This is a genomic window from Paenibacillus sp. VMFN-D1 (assembly GCF_003386155.1).
GTDB classification, from domain to species: domain Bacteria; phylum Bacillota; class Bacilli; order Paenibacillales; family Paenibacillaceae; genus Paenibacillus_AQ; species Paenibacillus_AQ favisporus.
The window spans coordinates 635,981-657,397 of record NZ_QRDU01000001.1; the positions used below are offsets into that span (position 1 = coordinate 635,981).

General features: G+C 53.4%; 24 protein-coding genes. 23 read left to right on the top strand and 1 reads right to left on the bottom strand.

Annotation, left to right across the window (positions count from 1 at the left end; all coding sequences use genetic code 11):
• Positions 1-38 precede the first annotated feature (38 nt).
• The 8 genes from C7820_RS03080 to C7820_RS03115 all read left to right on the top strand — a co-directional run bounded on the left by C7820_RS03080 (position 39) and on the right by C7820_RS03115 (position 5,355).
• Positions 39-545, top strand: coding sequence for a gamma carbonic anhydrase family protein (locus C7820_RS03080; protein WP_116229706.1), 507 nt, complete (start codon positions 39-41; stop codon positions 543-545).
• A 24-nt stretch (positions 546-569) separates the two neighbouring features.
• Positions 570-749: an IDEAL domain-containing protein gene (locus C7820_RS03085; protein ID WP_076170113.1), complete on the top strand. Its 180-nt coding sequence runs from the start codon at positions 570-572 to the stop codon at positions 747-749.
• Positions 750-900: 151 nt separating this feature from the next.
• Positions 901-1,341, top strand: coding sequence for a DUF2487 family protein (locus C7820_RS03090; RefSeq protein WP_116229707.1), 441 nt, complete (start codon positions 901-903; stop codon positions 1,339-1,341).
• A 170-nt stretch (positions 1,342-1,511) separates the two neighbouring features.
• The gene (locus C7820_RS03095) at positions 1,512-2,054 is read left to right on the top strand and encodes a Rieske (2Fe-2S) protein (protein ID WP_181908922.1); all 543 of its coding nucleotides are present in this window, start codon (positions 1,512-1,514) and stop codon (positions 2,052-2,054) included.
• A gap of 15 nt (positions 2,055-2,069) precedes the next feature.
• Positions 2,070-2,741, top strand: a complete 672-nt coding sequence (gene qcrB / locus C7820_RS03100; RefSeq protein ID WP_076170115.1) for a menaquinol-cytochrome c reductase cytochrome b subunit — start codon at positions 2,070-2,072, stop codon at positions 2,739-2,741.
• Between the two features lie 19 nt (positions 2,742-2,760).
• The gene (locus tag C7820_RS03105; RefSeq protein WP_076170116.1) at positions 2,761-3,636 is read left to right on the top strand and encodes a menaquinol-cytochrome c reductase cytochrome b/c subunit; all 876 of its coding nucleotides are present in this window, start codon (positions 2,761-2,763) and stop codon (positions 3,634-3,636) included.
• 152 nt (positions 3,637-3,788) lie between these two features.
• Positions 3,789-4,412 carry a DUF1405 domain-containing protein gene (locus tag C7820_RS03110; protein WP_116229708.1) on the top strand — a complete coding sequence of 208 codons (624 nt, stop codon included), beginning with the start codon at positions 3,789-3,791 and terminating at the stop codon, positions 4,410-4,412.
• Positions 4,413-4,473: 61 nt separating this feature from the next.
• A complete protein-coding gene (locus C7820_RS03115; protein ID WP_116229709.1) occupies positions 4,474-5,355 on the top strand; it encodes a sporulation protein YpjB in 882 nt (293 codons plus the stop codon).
• A gap of 85 nt (positions 5,356-5,440) precedes the next feature.
• Here C7820_RS03115 and C7820_RS03120 read toward each other — a convergent pair whose 3' ends face one another.
• The gene (locus tag C7820_RS03120) at positions 5,441-6,310 is read right to left on the bottom strand and encodes a YitT family protein (RefSeq protein ID WP_076170119.1); all 870 of its coding nucleotides are present in this window, start codon (positions 6,308-6,310) and stop codon (positions 5,441-5,443) included.
• Positions 6,311-6,497: 187 nt separating this feature from the next.
• Between C7820_RS03120 and C7820_RS03125 the strand changes: the two genes are divergently transcribed.
• The 15 genes from C7820_RS03125 to C7820_RS03195 all read left to right on the top strand — a co-directional run bounded on the left by C7820_RS03125 (position 6,498) and on the right by C7820_RS03195 (position 21,388).
• Complete coding sequence (locus C7820_RS03125; protein WP_076170120.1) at positions 6,498-6,827, top strand: nucleotide pyrophosphohydrolase; 330 nt, start codon at positions 6,498-6,500, stop codon at positions 6,825-6,827.
• Positions 6,828-6,877: 50 nt separating this feature from the next.
• Positions 6,878-7,414 carry a tetratricopeptide repeat protein gene (locus tag C7820_RS03130; RefSeq protein WP_116229710.1) on the top strand — a complete coding sequence of 179 codons (537 nt, stop codon included), beginning with the start codon at positions 6,878-6,880 and terminating at the stop codon, positions 7,412-7,414.
• A 115-nt stretch (positions 7,415-7,529) separates the two neighbouring features.
• Positions 7,530-8,330, top strand: coding sequence for a 4-hydroxy-tetrahydrodipicolinate reductase (dapB, locus tag C7820_RS03135; RefSeq protein ID WP_116229711.1), 801 nt, complete (start codon positions 7,530-7,532; stop codon positions 8,328-8,330).
• An 18-nt stretch (positions 8,331-8,348) separates the two neighbouring features.
• Positions 8,349-8,771 carry a methylglyoxal synthase gene (gene mgsA / locus C7820_RS03140; protein WP_116229712.1) on the top strand — a complete coding sequence of 141 codons (423 nt, stop codon included), beginning with the start codon at positions 8,349-8,351 and terminating at the stop codon, positions 8,769-8,771.
• On the top strand, positions 8,768-9,481 hold the full coding sequence (gene bshB1, locus C7820_RS03145; RefSeq protein ID WP_116229713.1) for a bacillithiol biosynthesis deacetylase BshB1: 714 nt from the start codon (positions 8,768-8,770) through the stop codon (positions 9,479-9,481). Before mgsA ends, bshB1 begins: the two co-directional genes overlap by 4 nt.
• 199 nt (positions 9,482-9,680) lie before the next feature.
• Positions 9,681-10,844, top strand: a complete 1,164-nt coding sequence (bshA, locus tag C7820_RS03150) for an N-acetyl-alpha-D-glucosaminyl L-malate synthase BshA (RefSeq protein ID WP_116229714.1) — start codon at positions 9,681-9,683, stop codon at positions 10,842-10,844.
• A 31-nt stretch (positions 10,845-10,875) separates the two neighbouring features.
• Positions 10,876-12,141: a CCA tRNA nucleotidyltransferase gene (locus C7820_RS03155; protein ID WP_116229715.1), complete on the top strand. Its 1,266-nt coding sequence runs from the start codon at positions 10,876-10,878 to the stop codon at positions 12,139-12,141.
• On the top strand, positions 12,128-13,102 hold the full coding sequence (locus C7820_RS03160; protein WP_116229716.1) for a biotin--[acetyl-CoA-carboxylase] ligase: 975 nt from the start codon (positions 12,128-12,130) through the stop codon (positions 13,100-13,102). Before C7820_RS03155 ends, C7820_RS03160 begins: the two co-directional genes overlap by 14 nt.
• Positions 13,103-13,374: 272 nt before the next feature.
• Positions 13,375-14,247: a 3-methyl-2-oxobutanoate hydroxymethyltransferase gene (gene panB / locus C7820_RS03165; protein ID WP_116229717.1), complete on the top strand. Its 873-nt coding sequence runs from the start codon at positions 13,375-13,377 to the stop codon at positions 14,245-14,247.
• Positions 14,244-15,131, top strand: coding sequence for a pantoate--beta-alanine ligase (panC, locus tag C7820_RS03170; RefSeq protein WP_116229718.1), 888 nt, complete (start codon positions 14,244-14,246; stop codon positions 15,129-15,131). The genes panB and panC overlap by 4 nt, the downstream gene beginning before the upstream one ends.
• Before the next feature lie 3 nt (positions 15,132-15,134).
• A complete protein-coding gene (gene panD / locus C7820_RS03175; RefSeq protein ID WP_116229719.1) occupies positions 15,135-15,518 on the top strand; it encodes an aspartate 1-decarboxylase in 384 nt (127 codons plus the stop codon).
• Between the two features lie 134 nt (positions 15,519-15,652).
• Positions 15,653-16,282 carry a tetratricopeptide repeat protein gene (locus C7820_RS03180; RefSeq protein WP_105442119.1) on the top strand — a complete coding sequence of 210 codons (630 nt, stop codon included), beginning with the start codon at positions 15,653-15,655 and terminating at the stop codon, positions 16,280-16,282.
• A gap of 153 nt (positions 16,283-16,435) precedes the next feature.
• Positions 16,436-19,297 (top strand): ATP-dependent DNA helicase DinG, encoded by a 2,862-nt coding sequence (gene dinG, locus C7820_RS03185; RefSeq protein WP_116229720.1) that lies wholly within the window; start codon positions 16,436-16,438, stop codon positions 19,295-19,297.
• Positions 19,298-19,413: 116 nt separating this feature from the next.
• On the top strand, positions 19,414-20,100 hold the full coding sequence (locus C7820_RS03190; protein WP_116229721.1) for a redox-sensing transcriptional repressor Rex: 687 nt from the start codon (positions 19,414-19,416) through the stop codon (positions 20,098-20,100).
• Positions 20,054-21,388 carry an amidohydrolase gene (locus C7820_RS03195; protein WP_116229722.1) on the top strand — a complete coding sequence of 445 codons (1,335 nt, stop codon included), beginning with the start codon at positions 20,054-20,056 and terminating at the stop codon, positions 21,386-21,388. The genes C7820_RS03190 and C7820_RS03195 overlap by 47 nt, the downstream gene beginning before the upstream one ends.
• The last annotated feature ends 29 nt before the right edge of the window (positions 21,389-21,417 follow it).

Sequence of the window (21,417 nt, forward strand, 5' to 3'; positions counted from 1 at the left end):
TGTTACAATCACTCCCAAAGTTAAGGGGTGATGAAAACATGCTGTTACCTTACGGCCAGCATCTGCCAAAGATCCACCCGTCCGTCTATGTCGCGGAGGGTGCCAAAATTGTCGGTGACGTTCAAATTGGACAGGAATCAAGCGTATGGTTTAACGCCGTGCTTCGGGGTGATATGGCACCCATCGTGATCGGTGACCGGTGCAACATTCAGGATGGAGCGGTAGGCCACGTCAATACGGACGAGCCGCTGATTCTGGAGGACGACGTCTCGGTCGGACATGCCGCCATCGTTCACGGCTGCACAATAGGCAAAGGTACATTAATCGGAATGGGGGCCATCGTACTGAACGGGGCCGAGATTGGTGAATATGCTTTAATAGGGGCAGGATCTATCGTTACTGAAAATAAAAAAATACCACCCTATACGCTTTCTCTGGGTTCGCCGGCGAGAGTGGTCCGTGAATTAACCGAAGAAGACTTGCGCAGAATGTATCGTACCACTCAAAACTATGTGGACAAGGGTAAAGAGTATAGGATGTTCTAATCAAAGGTTCGGAGGTGCATCCTAATGGATAAGATGAAAGCTACTTATGAAGTCATGTTGGGGCTGGCGGCTGAAATGGTATGGGACGAAGCGTTGCGAAAACACCGGAGCGAAGAGCTTTACCGCGAAATAGACAGGGCTCTGGCATCCGGAGACGAGGCGGCTTTCCGTAACCTGACGGATGAACTGAAGTTGCTTAATTAAGTGGAATAAATGAAAAGAAATGCAGACATCCATGCTGCATTTCTTTTTTGTTGGGCCGGCCTGCGCCAATGAATTTTACAAATTGCTGACACGGGAACAAGCATATTATAGAATGGAATGGTGAAAAATAATGGAAAGGGTGAACCCTTGAATGAAGTTCAGCGAAGTGGAAGAGGCAACCTGGAGTGAGCTCTCCCCCTATTTCGACACCTGCCTCATCCCTTACACCGGCCTGTCGGGCAAAGAGTCTCCCATAGAAGCGACGGAGGCGCTGGCGCGGCTGCGGGATTTTATGGACCTGGTCGAGATCCCGTTTAAAGGGAGGATCATTACATATCCGGCCGTACAATACGGCCAAGGGGAGGATCTGTCGTTATTGCAGGAAGTTTGTCGCAATGTAAGGGAAGCGGGCTTTGCTTACGTCATTGTCATGACGGCGGACATCGAGTTGATCCAAGGCCAGATTGAGGGCTGCGATTTGGTTCTGTCCCGGAAAGGATTCAATGAGGAAACGGGCGGAGCAGGTATAGCAGCCCAGATTAAGGATAAAATACAGGAAATGTGGCAGCGTGACAGCAAGATGGAAATGTGACAGAAATTCAACAATTTAATTGGCTAAATCTTCTTCCGCCTGATAAAAGAGTTGGATATTCTTGACGGTCTTATAAGGCTAATATATTATTATTATGTCCTAGTAAGTCGTGTGATAATAATCATTGAAAGCACTTTAAGACTTGGTTGACAAAGGGGGTTGAAGACATTATGAGCAACCAAAATGAGCACCATGAACCATCTCACAAACCACCCGGTCGTAAAGAAATGTCCCGTCGACAATTTCTGACTTATACATTGGGCGGTGCCACTGCTTACATGGCAGCCGGTGCAGTCCTGCCGATGGTGCGTTTTGCTGTGGATCCGATCCTGCACAAGAAGGGCGAGGGAGAGTTCATTAAAGTTGTCGAAGAAAGCAAAATTACCGACGAGCCTCAAGAATTCTCTTTTGAGCTGAAGCAGCAGGATGGATGGTATGCAAGCACTGCTACATTAACTGCTTGGATACGCAAGGATGAACAGGGAAAAATCTATGCGCTGTCCCCGATCTGTAAGCATTTGGGCTGTACGGTCGGCTGGAACAATGATAAAAGCTTCCCGGATGAATACCACTGCCCATGCCACGGGGCGCGTTATACCAAAGAAGGCAAGAACTTGGCCGTTGCGCCGAAGCCGCTCGACACTTACAAATTAAAGATTGAAAACGGTTGGGTGTACCTTGGCGGAGTCGAACCGAATACTGAAGTGAAATAGGAGGCGTAGAATCGGATGTTTAAGAATGTCTACAACTGGATTGATGAACGTCTTGATGTCACGCCGATTTGGAGAGACGTGGCGGACCATGAAGTGCCGGAGCACGTTAACCCGGCGCATCATTTCTCTGCGTTTGTATACTGTTTTGGCGGATTGACGTTTTTCATCACGGTCATCCAGATCCTGTCGGGGATGTTCCTGACCATGTATTACGTTCCGGACATCATTAACGCCTACGCCAGCGTTGAGTACCTACAGACGAAAGTAGCCTTCGGGCAAATCGTCCGCGGTATGCACCACTGGGGGGCGAGCTTGGTTATTGTTATGATGTTCCTACATACCATGCGCGTGTTCTTCACAGGTTCCTATAAGGCGCCTCGCGAAATGAACTGGGTTGTGGGTATGCTGATTTTCTTTATCATGCTGGGCTTGGGCCTGACAGGCTATCTCCTTCCTTGGGATAACAAAGCCTACTTTGCAACAAAGGTTACGCTGGAAATTGCGAATTCCGTTCCATGGCTTGGGCCGATCATTAAGGAATTCCTGCAGGGCGGTACGATTGTAGGTGCCGAGACGTTAACGCGTTTCTTCGCACTTCACGTCTTTTTCCTCCCGGCCGTGTTGCTCATTCTTCTGGTCGGACATTTTATCATGATCCGCAGACAGGGCATTTCCGGTCCACTATAATAAGAAGGGAGGAATATCGATGGCACACGGTAACAATTCAAAAGAAAAAGTGGTGTATGTCGGCGACTCGCGCGTCCGTAAAGGCAACGGGTTCATTACACCGCCGGACTACACGTCGTATCCAGGCAAATCGGAAGCGTTTATCCCTAACTTTCTTTTGAAAGAATGGATGGTCGGTGTTGTCGTACTTGTCGGATTTCTGGTGCTCACCATTGCGGAGCCGGCTCCACTGTGGTTCCCTGCGAACCCAAGTGCGTCCATTATCCCGATGCCTGACTGGTACTTCTTGTTCTTGTACCAATATCTGAAATTGCCGTACGCATCCGGAAGTTACGTTGTTCTCGGCACGATTGGTGTAAGCGGTGTAGCGTTTGGTTCACTGCTGCTGGCTCCTTTCCTGGACACTGGCAAAGAGCGCCGTTTTTACCGCAGACCGATCGCTTCCTCGCTGATGTTTCTTTCTTTGATCGCCGTGGTGTACCTGACGAACTCCGCATGGCACCACTACAAAGAAGAAATGGCTGCAACCGGTCAAATTCCGGAGAACATCCAGCGTGAAGAGAAAGCTGCCGAAAACAAAGCAAAAGGACTTCCGACGACCAGCGCGAACCAGCAAAAAGAGATCGCGATCGTCGATAAAGAAGATCCGGCAATGGAATCTTATAAAAAAGCAGGCTGCATTACCTGCCACGCAGCGGATATGAAAGGTGCTGCGGGTCCGTCTCTCCGTGGAGTCGGCGACAAACATAACAAAGAAGACATTCTGAAAATCATCAAAGAGGGCTATGAAGGTAAGATGCCTGCCATGTACGACTCAGCAATCGCTGCAGGCCTGACCGACAAAGACATCGATCATTTAGCAGAATGGCTTTCGAAGCAAAAGGCAGAGCAATAAGCGGCCATACGTATGAAAACCTGATCGTATTTACGATCAGGTTTTTTTAAGAGATCAGAAAGTACGGATTACATACTAAAAACACGATGTACGAACCTCAATAACCCAGCTTTAGCGGCAAAGGGATCGTGGGAGTACAAGGAGGGACAAGCGTGTCGATCGCTTATTTCTGGAGCCGTTCGCTCCACGGAAACCGGGGATTTTTATGGCTCCTGTTATGGTGCAACCTGCTCGGAACAGTATACGGTTACTATTGGTATGCGGAACAAATGGAATATACCGTGGCGAACAACCCCTTCTGGCAGGTCATTTTCGTTCCGGACAGTCCGACGGCAAGCTTATTTTTTACGATCGCAATCTATATGCTGCTGTATCCGCCTAAGACGAAGTTCGGCCACGGATTCCGGCTGCTGATTGAGGCGCTGGCCGTCGTCACGTCGGTGAAATACGGCATCTGGGCGGTGAGCATCATATTTGCCGGATATGCACAGGGATCCCCGCTGGTATGGCAGGACTGGATGCTGGTCATCTCCCATTCGGCGATGGCCATTGAAGCGCTGCTGTACGTCCGCCTGTTCAAGTTAGGCGAGACGATGCTGATTCCGGCTGCGGCCTGGACGTTCCTGAATGATACGGTGGATTATACATACGGGGTATTTCCTTGGCTGCCCGTTCAGCTGATGGACGATATCGCGAGCGTACAATATTTTACTTTCGGTTTGACGCTGTTCAGCGCGCTGCTGGCTTGGCTTGTCATCAGACAGGCAAGGCGCTGACTTCAAGTTCAGTTCTAGGGACATCCCTTCTGCCATACATATACGGTAGGAGGGATGTCCCATGTTACGTAGAGGCACGGCTGCCAGATGGAGCCTGGCGGTCATCATGGTACTGCTTGGACTCGGCTGCAGTCTATCCTGGGTGGCGGCGGACGCCGATACGCTGTCGGCTGCAGGAGGCTCAGGTGGGAATGCGGAGGCGGTGAAGCAGGCGGAGCAGCTCGATACGCTGGCCGACTCGCTATATCAGCATGTACTGGAAGGTAACATCAATCTCGTCCGGCAGGAAATTCTGCAGGCCAGCGATATATTTGAGCATTCATCTTTTCAAGGCTTGACGAGTGTGGAAGGATTTCATGCCTTGTCGGAGAGCTTGGTGGAAATGAAGGAAGCGACGAATCAGGCGCAAATCCAGCAGGAACAATGGCAGACCGCTTCGGCCAAATTCCGGTTGGCCGCGGACAGCTTAAGTCACCCTAAGCAGCCGATGTGGATGCAGTACTACAAAGTGCTTCGTGAGGATTTGAGCGAAATGAAGGCCCGGGCGGCCGCTGCCGACTCCCGGGGGATGAAAGCGGCTTACGAGAGCCTGCAGAACCATTATGAGATCATCCGCCCGGCTGTGATCATTCAGCGTAAGCCGGAGGAAATCACAGCAGCGGATGCCTGGGTATCTTATGCAGGCGGCTTGGTTCAGTCTTCATCGTCCTCGGCTGCCGAAATTCAGGATGTCGTGACTTCCGGCGAGGAAGTGTTTAACGGCTTATTCGGTAAGAAAAAAGACGATAACCCGGCTTTCGCCCCCATTGACGAGGTCAACGGACTGTGGCCGTGGACCTTCTGGGCCGGCTCGTTTATCATCCTGATCCTGACTTATACCGGTTACCGGAAATATAAAGGGGAGCGGGACAGCTTTAAAAGCGTGAAGCCCAAAGAGCTGTAGTTCATAGGGGGACTGGGCCGCATATGCTGTCCATTGGAAAAGCCCGCCAGCTTTAAGAGCCGGCGGGCTTTTTCTGTGCTTCCGATTATTCTTCCTTAAACCCTTCGCCGTGAACGTCATGCACATCACTAATGATGACGAATGCCCGCGGGTCCACCGATTTTACAATATCGTGGAGCCTGCGGATCTCCTGGCGTCCGACGACGCAGTAGGCCATATGCTTGGCCTGCTTGGAGTACGCGCCTATGGCCGGAATCAGCGTAACGCCCCGCTCCATCTCGACCGTGATTTGGTCGGCGATTTCTTGGGCGTGGTCGCTAATAATCGTAAAGGCTTTGGCTGCATAGGCACCTTCCTGGATAAAGTCAATCACCCTGGAGGCAATGAAGACGGCTACGAAGGTGTATAGGATCCGCTCTCTAGGGATGAAGAACAGGGAAGCCCCGATAATGATAATATCGATCACGAGGATGACCCGTCCCATGCTCCAGCCAAATCGCCGGTTGCAAATGCGTGCAATGATATCCGATCCGCCGGTCGTCCCGCCGAAGCGGAATACGACGCCCAGTCCGGCTCCGAGAGTGACGCCTGCATACAGGGAAGCCAATATGTAGTCTCTTTCCGTTTGAAACGGCGTGATCCACCCGGCATCAATCAGCTTTTCGATGAACCACAGAAAAAACGTCAGCGATGCGATCCCGACGCCCGTATAAATCATCTGTCTGCCGCCAAGGATTTTCCAGCCGAGAAGGAAGAGCGGGATGTTCAGCACCAGAGTCGACAGGGACGGCGGAATGGAAAATGCATAATTCAGGAGGACGGTTACCCCTGTAACGCCCCCTTCCATCAGCTGGTTAGGGATAATGAAATAAAGCAGGCCGAAGGCATATACGGCAGAGCCCAAAATGATGGGCAATACGAGCTTGAGCTGAATAAACAACTTGGATGAACTCATGAAATCCCCCGCAATACCAGAAGTAGGAAGAAAGGTTTTTCTTCGCTCCATTCCATAGTATACCTTTTTCCCCGGCGATTAAAAAATATTTGTTTTCATTTCCGCTTTGCGATAACATATGGAGTAAACTAGCGTCCGGCGTGACGTGAAGCATTGTACATACGAAAGAGGGGGACGGTTCGGTATCATGGAGAAGTCATTGGCAGAGATGCAGCGGGAAGTCGACCGGTACATCTCCCAGTTTAAAGAAGGGTATTTCAGTCCGTTATCGATGCTGGCAAGGATGTCCGAAGAGGTGGGGGAGCTGGCCCGCGAGGTGAACCACCGGTTTGGGGAAAAGCCGAAGAAGCCTTCCGAAGCGGATAATTCCATTGAGCTCGAGCTCGGAGATATTTTGTTCATAACGATGTGCTTTGCGAATTCGCTGGGGATCGACCTGACGGAAGCGCATGACAAGGTCATGCACAAATTCAATACGCGTGATAAGGACCGTTGGACGAAAAAGGACACCGATTAGGCGGAATGAACATATGCTGTAGGAAAACCGCCTGAACGGGGGGAGCAGCTATGCAGTCCGAACCTTTTGTCCAAAAGGCTTACCATTGTATTTTGCAGAACGATTTTGAAGAAGCACTTCATTGGTTTGAAGCAGCGATCGCCGAAAACCCCGAGGATGCAGAAATTCATTATAGATGCTCCGTAACCTATGCAAGAAGCAGCCGGCTGGATAAGGCCATGGAACGTGCGCTAGAAGCCTCCAGGCTTGCACCCGATAAGCCGGAATACGGTTTGTATGTTCAGCATTTGCAGGCGATGCGCATCGTGCAGGATGCGAAGAAAACGATCGATTCTCCCGATGTAGCACCTGCCAATCAATTGTATGAAACGGTATCTATTTTGAAGGAAGCGGTGCGGCTCGACCCGCTCTACGGGGAGGCGTATATTTGGCTTGCGCTTGCCTACAGCCAGCTGAACGAGCATGCGCTTGCCATATCGGCTATCAAGGAAGTCATCGCCCTTCAACCCCATGACCACGGCCTGCAGGATATGCTGGAGCAGTTAAAAGGCCGGCTAAACTCGTATTTATACGATTCATCGACCTAAATAGAATGAACTAAAGGTTTCTCATGTAATGTCTGGATCCCCGGGTCATTTTTCCGTGTCAGAAAAGGACTTTCTTTAGTTCATTCTATAAATCATGAGAAAGTGGGGAGCTAACATGTCAACCATCAAAGTAGCCGTCGCAGGAGCAGCCGGCAGAATGGGCAAGGAAGTCGTCAAACTGGTACTCGAGGATCCCGATCTGGAGCTGGTTGCCGCTGTCGGACGGTCCGGAGAGGGGACGGACGCGGGCACGTTGGCCGGGCTTCCGGAATGCGGCGTGAAGCTGACCTCCGATCTGGAGATGGCACTGGTCAAAGGTAAGCCGGACGTGCTTGTGGACTTTACGACGCCGCAGTTCGCATACCCCAATACGGTCTTGGCCGTAAACCACGGGGTTCGTCCCGTGATCGGCACGACGGGCTTCACCCCGGAACAAATCGAAGAGTTGGACAAGCAGTGCAAGGAGAAGGGGATCGGCGGGCTGATCGCACCGAATTTCTCCATCGGGGCCATACTGATGATGAAATTTGCGGCGCAGGCGGCCAAGTATTTCCCGCATCTCGAAATCATGGAATTCCATGGGGATCAGAAGCTTGACGCGCCTTCCGGCACCGCCATCAAAACGGCTGAGATGATTGCCCAGAACCGCCAGGAGATCCGCCAGGGAAATCCGAACGAGGAAGAGACGATTGAAGGCTCGCGCGGGGGATATTATAACGGTTTCCGCATTCACAGCGTCCGCCTTCCCGGCGTATTCGCCCAGCAGGAGGTATTGTTTGGAGGCTTTGGCCAAACGCTGAAGATCCGCCACGATTCCTATGAGCGGGCAGGATATATGCCTGGCGTCAAAATGGCTGTCGAGAAGGTTATGACGTACGAGGGTATGGTTTACGGGTTTGACCATTTTATAGAGTAGTTCAGGAGGGGTTACAACATGCTAAAAATCGCATTCATCGCACATGACCGAAAAAAAGACGAGATGGTCAACTTTGTCACGGCTTATGAGCATGTGTTTGAGGGACACCAACTGTATTCCACAGGAACGACCGGACAGCGGATTATGGAGGGCACCGACCTGAAAATCCACCGGTTCATGTCGGGTCCGCTCGGCGGTGACCAGCAGATCGGGGCGCTCGTGGCCGAGAATGAGATGGACCTCATTATTTTCCTGCGGGATCCGCTGATGGCTCAGCCTCACGAGCCGGATATCAATGCGCTGCTCCGTCTTTGCGACGTCCAAGGGATTCCGCTTGCGACCAACATCGCAACAGCCGAAATTTTGGTCAAGGCGCTGGACCGAGGGGATTTTGCCTGGCGCGAGCTGGTACATAAATATAAGCCGGGTGCTGAAATATGAGTGAAACGCTGGATATTCTGATTTTCGGCGCCCATGCGGACGATGCCGAAATCGGGATGGGCGGCACGATCATCAAGCATGTGCAGGCCGGGCTTAAAGTGGGGATCTGCGATTTGACCTATGCGGAAATGTCATCTAATGGAACGGTTGAGCGCAGGAAGCAGGAAGCGGCAGCCGCGGCTGGTGTTCTTGGCCTTTCCATGCGGAGCAGCCTTGGACTGCCGGACCGTGGACTGTTCATCACACCGGAACATGTGGAAGCCATCACTGCGGAAATCCGCCGTCATGCGCCGAGGGTCGTTTTCGCTCCGTATTGGGAAGACCGCCATCCCGATCATGTAGCCTGCAGCAAGCTGGTTGAAGAAGCGGTGTTCAACGCCAAGCTGCGCCGGTACATGCCGGACAAGCCGCCTGTACAGGTGGAGCAGCTGTATTTTTACTTCATTAATGATATGGGCAGAGCCGATTTGATGGTGGATATTACCGAACAGCAGGAAATGAAGGAACAGGCGCTCCTGTGTTACCGGTCGCAGTTTGAGATGACTCCGGGTGAAGGAGAAACGGTGGTTACCCCGCTGAATCAGGGATATATCGAACGCGTCAGATCCCGCGACCGGCTGACCGGCCAGCGCAGGCTCATTCCCTACGCGGAAGGCTTTGCGATCAAGTCGCCTTACGTCGTGGACATGTTCATTTCAGGATCCGAATAATGACCGATAGACAGGACTGAAGTCAAGCGCCCAATCTTTAGGCTTGATTTCAGTTCTGACTTTTTATAAGCTGAAAGCGCACAATCGAAATACCCGGTTGAGCGGTTGTCCGCTGTAAAATGAAACGTCGCGAGACGTTTTTAATATTCTCTGGGTACATAATATAGAGAAGGCATGTAAAGAAGGGGGGACACGAAGCTTGGGTCAATCACTTAAAATTGGCATCACCTGCTATCCGTCACTCGGAGGCTCAGGTGTAGTCGCGACCGAGCTCGGCAAGCTGCTGGCCGAAAAGGGCCACCAGGTACACTTTATTGCCCACAGCATTCCATTCCGGCTGGGAGGGCAATTCCATAAAAACATTTTCTATCATGAGGTTGAAGTCAGTGATTATTACGTATTCCGCTATCCTCCTTATGACTTATCCCTTGCGACCAAAATGGCACAAGTGGCCAATATGCAGCAGCTGGACATTTTGCATGTCCATTACGCGGTTCCTCACGCGGTGTGCGCCTTCTTGGCCAAGCAGATGGTAGGAAGCAACCTGAAGGTGGTCACGACGCTTCATGGCACGGATATTACGGTACTGGCGCAGGACGAATCATTAAAGGACCTGATCCGCCTGGCGATCAATGAAAGCGATGCGGTCACGGCGGTATCCGGAGACTTGATCCGAGAAACCCGTGAAGTGCTGGATATCAGCCGCGATATCGATCTGACGTACAATTTTGTGGATAAGCGCATCTACTATCCGCGCGATACGTCCTCGCTTCGCGGCGACTATGCCGAACCGGACGAGAGAATTTTGATGCATATTTCCAACTTCCGCCCGGTCAAACGCGTCGGTGACGTCGTGGACATCTTCGCCAAAGTCAACGAGCGGATGCCTTCCAAGCTGCTGTTCGTCGGGGAAGGCCCGGAGCTGCCGAAGGTCCAATGCAAGATCAGGGAGCTCGGACTGGAGCATAAAGTTCACTTTTTAGGCAAGCAGGACGAGATCGCACAAGTCATCTCGTTGGCTGACGTGCTTCTGCTTCCATCGGAAAAAGAAAGCTTCGGCCTGGTAGCGCTTGAAGCGATGGCATGCGGCGTTCCGACGGTGGGATCGCTCGCCGGAGGAATTCCCGAGCTGGTGGTTCACGGCGAGACCGGGTTCCTGTCCCCGATCGGAGATACGGACCAGATGGCCGATCAGGTGCTGCGGCTGCTGTCGGACGGCGATCTTGCCGCACGGTTCCGCGAGGCCTGTCTGACCCGGGCATGCCGGGAATTTTCCGACGCATTGATCACACGCAAGTATGAACAGATCTATTATCGCGTTCTCGGACGCGAGGTGCCCCAGCTGGATGCGGTGTGCAGATAAGAGGTAGTCATTTAGGGGGTCATGGAAAGTTATGAAATGGAAGCAGGCGGATGCCGGGATGGCGGGCTGCGCCGAGCAGGTGCTGTCCGTCCTCGAAGCGCATGGGCATGAAGCGTATTGGGTCGGCGGATGCGTGCGTGATGAACTGATGGGCCGGCCTGTCAACGACATGGATATCACGACTTCGGCCCGCCCTGATGAAGTGACACGGCTCTTTGAACGGACGGTGCCTACGGGGATTGAGCATGGAACGGTCACCGTTCTGGTTGGAAACTACGCCTTTGAGGTTACTACATATCGGGTGGAAGGTTCTTACGAAAATCACCGCCGGCCGGCAGAAGTGGCCTTTGTGCGAAATCTGTCCGAGGATTTGCGCCGCCGGGATTTCACGATGAACGCGATAGCCTGTGACCGGCAGGGACGGTTTGTTGACCCTTACCATGGTGAAAACGACATTCGAAAAGGCATCATCCGCTGCGTTGGAGAGGCCCGCGTCCGCTTTCAGGAGGATGCCCTGCGGATGGTGCGATGCATCCGGTTTGCCTCGGTGTTCGGCTACCGCATTGCCTTTAACACCTGGAAAGGCCTTCTCCTGGAAAGAGACGGTATTCAGTATATCGCGCTGGAGCGGATTCGGGCGGAGCTCGATAAAATGATGGAGGGACCTCATCCTTATCTCGGCCTGAGCCTGCTGGGAAGGAGCCGATTGCTGGAAAAAGCCCGGGTACCGTTTACATCTGCTGCCGTGGACGGCTTCCTGTCCAGGATCGGCGACATCCCTTCCAAGGAGACCACTGTTAGATGGGCCCTGCTTATGCTGGCCTGCGGCTTTTCCGGACAGGAAGCCGGAAACCTGATGCGCCAGTATACGTTTTCCAACGATGCCCGCGAGAGGGTCGAAGCCCTTTTGTATTTGGACGAAGAGGTAAAAGGGTTGAGTCGCGACACCCATCTTAGAGAGCAGTGGGTAGGCCTGGTGCTAAAGTACGGTCAAGAAACTGTTCGGCGCTGGCTCTTGCTTTGCTCGGTGCTGCCGCAGGAGAACAGGGGGACGGCAGCGGATGAGCTGCTGGCCCACGGGCTGGATTGGATGGACGAAATGAAGATTTTCCACCTGCACGAGCTCCAGATCGGCGGCTCCGATTTGATCGCGATTTCGGGCAAGAGGGGCGGACCTTGGGTGGGAGAACTGCTGAAGCAATTGCTGTTTAAAGCGGCGGCAGGCATGATGCCCAATACGAAATTGGATTTGACAGAAGAAGTGAGACGGGTGATGGTTACCGATGAAAAAGGCTGAGACCCTTTTGGATATACTGCTGGATGCGGAAGAATTTGTTTCGGGCGAGGAGATCAGCCGGCGGCTGTCGGTCAGCAGAACCGCGGTCTGGAAACAGATCAACAAGCTCCGTGAGGCAGGGTACGAATTTGAAGCGGTTCCTCATAAAGGCTACCGGATTGTCAGCAAACCGGACTTGCTGGATCAGCAGGAGCTGGCGCAGCGGATACAGTCTAAAGTGATGGGATCGCAGCTGAAAATTTTGGGGACGACGGTATCAACGCAGGAAGAAGCGAAAGCCCTGGCTGAGGAGGGGGCGCCGGAAGGCACCCTCGTCATTGCCGAAGAACAGACCGGCGGGAAGGGGAGGATGGGCCGCAAATGGTTTTCGCCCTATGGAAAAGGCATCTGGATGAGCCTGGTCCTTCGGCCCGAGCAGCCGCTTCATTACACACCGCAGCTTACGCTCTTGACCGGAGTGGCGGTGTGCCGGGCGGTCCGCAAGGTAACCGGCGTCATGGCCGGCTTGAAATGGCCGAACGACCTGCTGGTCGACGGGCGGAAAATTTGCGGCATCTTGCTGGAGTCGGCGGCGGAGGACGAGCATGTCCGCTACTGCATTGCCGGCATCGGAATCAGCGCCAACCTGGACCCTGGCGATTATCCGGAAGAGCTGACCGGGATCGGAACTTCCCTGAAGATCGAGGCGGGTGAGCCGATCGACCGGATGTCGCTCATCGCTACGGTGATGGAGGAGTTTGAAATGCTGTACGAGCTGTACCGCAAAGACGGATTTCAGCCAGTCGCCTCGCTGTGGGAGGCGCTGTCGGTAACGCTGGGCAAGCGTGTGTCGATTCAGACCGCACGCGGGCCGATCGAGGGAATGGCCGACGGGCTCGATGCAAGCGGCGCGCTTCGGGTTCGTACCGATTCGGGCGAGCAGATTCCTGTTTTTTCCGGAGATGTCGAACTTAGACGATGAAAAAATAATGAACTTTTGGTATACTGACATGTAGAGGCGGTATCGACGGATGATCGAACTGCACTCTGCATGTTTTTGTTTGAAGAACACCCTCATAACTGCAAATGGAATATTGCCGTTACGTTGGATTCTGCTCTGAGCCGGAAGGACCGAGACAGAAGGGACGATCGCAAGTGACCCTTTATGCCCTTTCGGACCTTTTTAGTGACACACTAAAAGGTTTTTTTGTTTTTATCCTATTTTTCACACTCATCGAAAGGGGAAGAAGCACAATGGCAAACAAACAACCACTGAATATCGTGAAAATGAAAAAGATGAAGGCGGATGGCATTCCGCTCTCCATGGTAACCGCCTATGACTATCCTTCGGCGAGCTTGGCGGAGGAAGCTGGCGTAGACATGATCCTGGTCGGAGATTCGCTCGGGAACGTGGTTCTCGGGTATGATTCCACGCTGCCGGTGACGATCGACGACATGGTGTACCATACGAGATCGGTTGTCAGAGGCGCCGGGCATACATTTATCGTGGCTGATATGCCGTTTATGACGTACCACGGAAGCATCGACAGCACGCTGGACAACGTTAAACGCCTGATGCAGGACGGTCATGCCCATGCCGTGAAAATGGAAGGCGGACGCGAAATCTGCACCGCGGTGGAATCGATCGTCAAAGCCGGCGTTCCCGTGCTTGGCCACATCGGCTTAACGCCGCAGTCGGTGAACCAGATCGGAGGTTACCGGATTCAAGGTAAAGACGAGGCGGATGCCGCCAGATTGCTGGAAGATGCGAAGGCTCTAGAAAAAGCAGGGGCATTTGGCGTCGTGCTTGAACTGGTAACGGAGGAAGTGGCCCGCTTTATTTCCGAACAGCTGTCGATTCCGACTATCGGGATTGGCGCCGGGCGGTATGTCGACGGCCAGGTGCTCGTATTCCATGATTTGTTTAAGTACGCATCCCCGTATCGCGACAAGCGTTTTGTCAAAACCTATGGTGACATCGGAACGATCGTTCGCGACGGGATCAGCCAGTACGTTCATGACGTGAAGAGCCGCTCTTTTCCGGATGAGACCAATGTATTTACGGCAGACGATCAGGTCGTCGAGAACTTGTACGGCAAAGGAAAGGAGAAGGTGGCACGCGCATGAAAGCTGTAAGAACGATTGAAGAACTGCGCAGCAGTATAAAGGCGCTACAAATAAATTTGGGACCGGAAGCCACGGTCGGCCTGGTTCCAACGATGGGTTATTTGCATGAGGGGCATGCCAGCTTAATCCGCCGTGCCCGCGAAGATAACGGTATTGTCGTCGTCAGCATCTTCGTCAACCCGATCCAGTTCGGTCCGGGTGAGGACTATGAAACCTATCCGCGTGACGAAGCAAGAGATCTGGCACTGGCCGAAGCGGAAGGAGCGGACCTGGTCTTCCTTCCGTCGGTGGAGACGATGTATCCGCGGCCGACCAAGACCAAAATCATGGTATCGGACATTACGACCCGTCTTTGCGGCGCATCCCGTCCGGGACATTTTGACGGCGTGACGACGGTGGTGAGCAAGCTGTTCAACATCGTTCAGCCCGATAAAGGATATTTTGGCATGAAGGACGTGCAGCAGGTCGCCGTGCTTCAGCAGATGGTACAGGATCTCAACATGAACGTGGAGATTGTTCCCTGCCCGATCGTACGTGAGGAAGACGGCCTGGCTCTAAGCTCGCGCAACGTGTACCTGAGCGAAGAGGAACGCCGGCAGGCGCTCGTGCTGTCACGCTCTCTGCGCGAGGCTGCGGCCGCTGTGAGCGAGGGGACGGGAGTAACCGCCGGGGACATTCGAAACCTCTTGCAGCGCGTCATCAGCCAGTCTCCGCTGGCCGATATCGAATACGCCGAGGTCGTATCTTTCCCTGGGCTTCAGCCTTATTCCGATGACGAAGAAATCAGCGGGAAGGACGAGGCCGTCCTGATGGCCCTAGCCGTCCGTTTCGGTCGGACGCGCCTGATCGATAACCGTTTATTTAATCCCAAGGAGGCGAATTGACCGATGTTCAGAACGATGATGAAATCCAAAATCCACCGGGCGACCGTTACCGAAGCGAATTTGAATTATGTGGGAAGCATAACGATAGATGAAGATTTGATGGAAGCCGCCGACCTGCTGGAGAACGAAAAGGTCCAAGTGGTGGATAACAATAACGGGGCTCGTCTGGAAACCTATGTCATCCCAGGTCCCCGCGGGAGCGGTGTGATTTGTTTGAACGGGGCGGCAGCCCGCATGGTTCAGCCCGGCGACACCGTCATTATTATATCCTACGCCGTCATGTCCGATGAGGAAATCAAAAGCCACAAGCCGACGGTAGTTTTTGTGAATGAATCCAACAAGCCGATGAACACGATGAGCAAAGAGGTTCACGCCACGATTATTTAAGGACTGGTCATGTATGCGCGGGGAAGCTAAGACAAGGAATGGCAGCCCGGAGCGGGAATGAAAAAGCCCGGGTTAACAAAAAATGAGTTCAGGTGACCGCACTGATTTCATTTTTGTTAAGGTGGGATGCAGCCATGTTTCAGCATGTATTCGCGGAAATGAACAACATGTTAGACGAAATCGTGAAACATTACCCCACAGCGCAGGAGGCCCAAAAGCATCAGCTGATCCAAAAGTGGAATTTGCTCAAAACGATGAGCGACGGCATCATAGAAGAATGGTTGTCTTTTGAAGAGAAAATGGGCGCTTTCCGGGAGCAGGCCAAGATCGCACCTGTATTTCCGCAGCATGAAACGCCCGAGGTCGAGATGGATTCCTTTATCCGGGGGCAGGGATATTTCAAGCTGCTGATGTACAGGCAGGCGGCCCAGCAATTTGCGCAGGTGATCCTCGAATTCCCCGACAGCTTTTTGGCCCGGATGTACTTGGCCATGGCGTATTTGCACCTGGAGGAGCCGGCGGAAGCCCGCCATCATTTCCAGTGGATTCTGCCGCTTGCCCAGCATCCCAAGCTGAAGGCGATGGTGCTGAATGCGCTTGGCTGTGTCGAGGCGATGCAGGGCCAGCTTGGCAAGGCCCAGGATTATTTTACGCTGGCGCTTTCGCATGATCCCTCGTTCCCGGATCCGCTAATGAATCTGCAGGTTTGCCAGCAACAGTGCGGTCAGCTTCAGTATGGAAGCCAGTTAATATCGCTGATGTAATGCATGTGAGAAGACGATGCCCGCTGCACGGAAAGCGCCGGGTGTCGTCTTTTTCTATAGAACCGGAAGTTCAAGTTTTTCCTTCCTTGAATTTTCAAATGTGAAATCTTCTGTTATGCTGTTAAGGAGACTGGACGAAAGGATTTAGGAATCATGAAATTTGCCGTACTTGACTTCGAAACGACAGGCAACCAGTCCGCAGACGAAATTATTCAAGTTGGACTTGCCATTATAGAAGAGGATGGGACGATTTCAAAGGTGTATGGCTCTTATGTCAACCCGGGTATCGAAATCCCTCCGTTTATTACGGGACTTACCGGCATTACGAATGAGGATGTGGCCGCTGCTCCGGCCCTGGAAGAAATGATGATGGAGCTCGTGCCGCTGCTCGACGACGTGGTCCTGGTGGGGCATAATGTAGCATTCGATTTTAATTTTTTGCAAAACGCACTCGACCGGTGCGGCTATTTGCCGTTCTCTGGGCGGATTTTGGACACGCTCGACCTGCTCAAAATATGCTTCCCTTCGCTGACTTCCTATCAGCTGGGCATGGTGACCGGACACTTCGGTCTTCAGCATGACCGGCCGCATCAGGCCGACAGCGACGCTTTGGCAACGGCATACGTTCTGCTGAAGTGCCTGGATGAGCTGAACAGCCTGCCGTTGATTACGCTGCAGCGGCTGGCCGAGCTGTTTGCCGATGAGGACAGCGACCTCGGCTGGTATTTCGACGGCCTCTGCCAGGAAAAGGAGCGGGAACCCGCTCAAGATCTGAACAGCCACACCTTTTACCGCCAGCTGGCGCTTAAGGTGGATGACTGGACCGAAATGGCCCCGCCGCGCGACGAAGTGGACGACAATCCGCTCAAAGGCGTCGAGTTTAAGGAATATTTGGCCGAGATCGAAAAACGGCTGCGCGATATTATGCCTCATTACGAGGAACGTGAGCCGCAGACGATCATGTTCGACCAGGTGATGAATGCGCTGGATCAGGACAAGCATCTGCTGATCGAAGCCGGGACCGGGACGGGCAAGTCGCTCGGATACCTGATCCCCTCGATTTATCAGAGCGTGAAGCAGGACCAGAAGGTGATGGTCAGCACGCATACGATCAACCTGCAGGAGCAGCTCCGGGAGCGGGATATCCCACTCTTGACGCAGGTCGTGCCATTTCCTTTCAAGGCAGCCGTGTTCAAGGGCAGACAGCACTATTTGTGTTTGAGAAAATTTGAACATAAAATAAACAGAAGAGACTTTATCAATCCGAAGGAAGACACCATCACGGCCGCCCAGATGATCGTCTGGCTCGCCCAGACCGAATCGGGTGATGACGAGGAGCTGAGCCTCGGCGGCCGTGCGGGAGACTTCTGGGAGACGGTAAGCAGCGACTCGGACTCCTGTCAGGGCCGTGCCTGCCCTTGGTTCCGCAAGTGCTATTACCACCGGGCCAAGCATGAAGCCGGAATCGCGGATGTCGTCATAACGAACCATTCCAAGCTGTTTACGGACGTCAAGGCAGGCCATCAGCTGCTGCCTTCCTACGAGCGGCTCGTGATCGACGAAGCCCATCACCTGGAAGACGTTGCCGGCAAGCATCTCGGACTACATTTGAAGTACTTTACGGTCGTCCATACGCTGACACGGCTCTATAAGGACGCCCGGAGCGGGCAGCTGCCGGCGCTTCGCCAGCTGCTTCAATCGTCGGCCTATGAGCAGGCCGGTGAATGGACCGCCGTAATCGACCGGATGAGCGAGGATTTGGTCGATGTCAAAGAGCACTGGGACAAGCTGAGCGAATTGCTCTTCGGCCTGCTTCCGGAACGGAGCGACGCTGCTCCCGGCGACGGCGGCCAGTATACGCTGCGCCTTCAACCGGGGAAAAAGCCGAAAGAGTGGGAGACGCTGGCAGCGCTCGAAAACCAGATCTTTGTCACGGTAGGGGAAATCGTCCGCAAAGGCGAAAAGATGCTGTCCGAGTACAAGGAGGAGCAGGATGATTACGGTTCCGACAGCCTGATCACCGATATCGGCGGGCTGCTCAAGGACCTCAGCTCCGAGCGGGAGAATCTCCGGTTCTTTATGACGCTGAACGACGAAACCGTCGTGTACTGGATGGAAGCAAGCGGCCATTTCCGCAGTAAATCGCTCCAGCTGTACGCTGTTCCGGTTGACGTCAGCAAGCAGCTCAAGGAGCTGTTTTTTGATAAGAAAAAGAGCGTCATCCTGACGTCCGCCACCTTATCCGTAGATAAATCGTTCCAGTATATGATCGATAACCTTGGACTGCAGGAGGACCAGGACAGCGGACGCCTTGTGACGGTCCAGCTTCCGTCCCCGTTCCGGTACAGGGACCAGGCGCTGCTCGTCATTCCGCGGGATTTTCCAAGCGTGAAGGGAAGTGTCGGGGACGCCCTGTTTGTCGAAACGCTGGCCCGCTCACTGGCGGACGCCGCGATCGCGACCCACGGCCGGATGCTGGTGCTGTTCACCTCGTACCGCATGCTGCGCCAGGTATACGAGCCGCTGAAAGAAGCCCTTGCACAAAGCGACATCGCCGTGCTTGGACAGGGCGTAGACAGCGGCAGCCGCACGAAGCTGATCCGGCGGTTTACGGACAGCAGCGCTTCGGTGCTGCTTGGAACGAGCAGCTTCTGGGAAGGCGTGGACATCCCGGGTGAAGCGCTGACGTGCCTGGCCATCGTCCGGCTCCCGTTCCAGCCGCCGAACCATCCGCTGGTCGAAGCGAAGAGCGAGCTGCTGCAGCGCCAGAAGAAGAACCCGTTCATGAAGCTGTCGGTCCCGCAGGCCGTCATCCGCTTCAAGCAGGGCTTCGGGCGGCTGGTCCGCACCGCCCATGACCGGGGCATCGTTATCGTATACGATACACGCGTCATCGAATCGTATTACGGGAAATACTTCCTGTACTCGCTGCCTGGACCGAAAATGGAGCATATGCAGACAGACCAGATGGTTCCGCGCATCTCTGAATGGCTTCATCAGGACGGTGTGTCTTAAATGAGTCCATTAGATAGAATGAACTAAAGCGGTTAGAACAGGAAGTTCAATGCAAAACTTTAGTTCAATCTATATAACCAAATAAATATTCAAGCCGTTCAATAGGGGGAACATGCATGAAATCGGAGAAAATATCCGAGGCGGTTGTCCGCAGATTGCCTATATATCTTAGATATCTAAATGAGCTGAACAAACGGGAGGTGGCCACGGTCTCCTCCCAGGAGCTCGGGCAGAAGCTGGATCTCAACCCGGCGCAGATCCGCAAGGATTTGGCGTATTTCGGGGATTTTGGCCGTAAGGGGATAGGGTATGACGTGTCCTATCTCATCGAGAAGATCCGTCAAATTCTGAATTTGGACCAGCAGATCAACGCGGTGCTGGTCGGAGCGGGGAATCTTGGTCAAGCTTTGTCCAACTATAACTTTTACCTGAAGGAAAATATGAAGATCGTGGCCGTGTTTGACGCCAATCCGTCCAAAATCGGCACGCGCATCAACACCTTGACGGTACAGGCTATGGATGAGCTGAAAGAAACGATACAAAGTAAAAATATCCGGATCGGGATTATTACCGTTCCGGATTTCGAAGCGCAAAACGTCGCCGATCAGCTGATCGCGGCCGGGATCGAGGCGATTCTGAATTTTGCACCGACGATTCTGAAGGCACCGGCAAGCATTCGGATACACGCCGCCGATTTTACGACGGATTTGCTCAGCCTCGCTTATTATTTGAACAACGGAAAGGACGACACGGAAGATGACGGACAATTTGAAGAGCTCGAGCAGCCGGAGAAACAATCCTAAATGGGCAATCAAGAACGGCAGCTTTGCCGTTTTGCGGCCGGAGCAGCCTGTACTGCATGGCTGGATGGTCATTGAGGGCGACCGCATCACCTATATCGGTGAAGAGGAGCCGCAGCTGGAGGAGGGCGTACAGGTCGTCGACGGCACGCATTTATTTTTTATGCCGGGCCTGATCAACACCCATGGACATACCGCTATGTCGCTGCTGCGCGGTTACGGAGATGACATGGTGCTCCAGGAATGGCTGCAGGAAAAAATGTGGCCGATGGAAGCGAAATTCACGTCCAGTGACGTCTACTGGGGGACTTCGCTGTCCGTGCTTGAAATGCTGAAGGGCGGCACGACGACGTTCCTCGATATGTACGATCATATGGATCAGGTAGGCAAAGTGGTGACTGAATCCGGCATGCGCGCAGCCCTGACCCGCGGTGTCATCGGTCTGTGCCCGGAGGATGTGCAGCGGCACAAGCTGAACGAAGCCATTCAGTTCGCCAAGGACTGGCACGGGCAGGCAGACGGCCGGATCACAGCGATGATTTCTCCGCATGCCCCGTACACATGCCCTCCTGATTTTATTGAGAAGTTCGTTCAGGCGGCGCATGACCTGGATCTGCCGATGCATACGCATATGTCGGAGACCAAGGCGGAAGTGGAGCAGAATGTACGCGATTATGGAACGCGTCCGGCGATTCATTTGGAGAAGCTCGGCATGTTCTCACGGCCGACGATTCTGGCACACGCGGTCCATTTGACAGATGAGGAAATCGACATTTTGGCGAAGCATCACGTGACGGTATCACACAACCCTGGCAGCAACCTGAAGCTGGCGAGCGGTGTGGCCCGCGTTACCGACATGATGCAGGCAGGCATTACGGTTTCCCTGGGAACCGACAGTGCGGCGAGCAATAACAATTTGGACATGTTTGAAGAAATGCGCCTTGCCGCTTTGATACATAAAGGCGTCTCGGGAGATCCGACGGCGGTTCCCGCCGCGGAAGCGCTGCGTATGGGCACGATCTACGGAGCCCAATCCTTGTTCCTGGAGGGAGTCGGTGCACTTGAGGCCGGGATGAAGGCGGATTTTATTGCCGTGAATACGGATCAGGCTCATTTTCTGCCGCGTACGGACTTCATTTCACACGTCATTTATTCGGCCAGCGCGAAGGACGTTGAGCACGTCTGGGTGGACGGGAAGCAGGTCGTGAAGCACGGCAGCTGTCTCACTTTGGACGAGGAACGCATCCGCAGGGAAGCCCAAGCGGCTTTTGAAGGTCTTCTCTCCCGCTAAGACCGGGATGATTAGCTCACCTTTCAGAA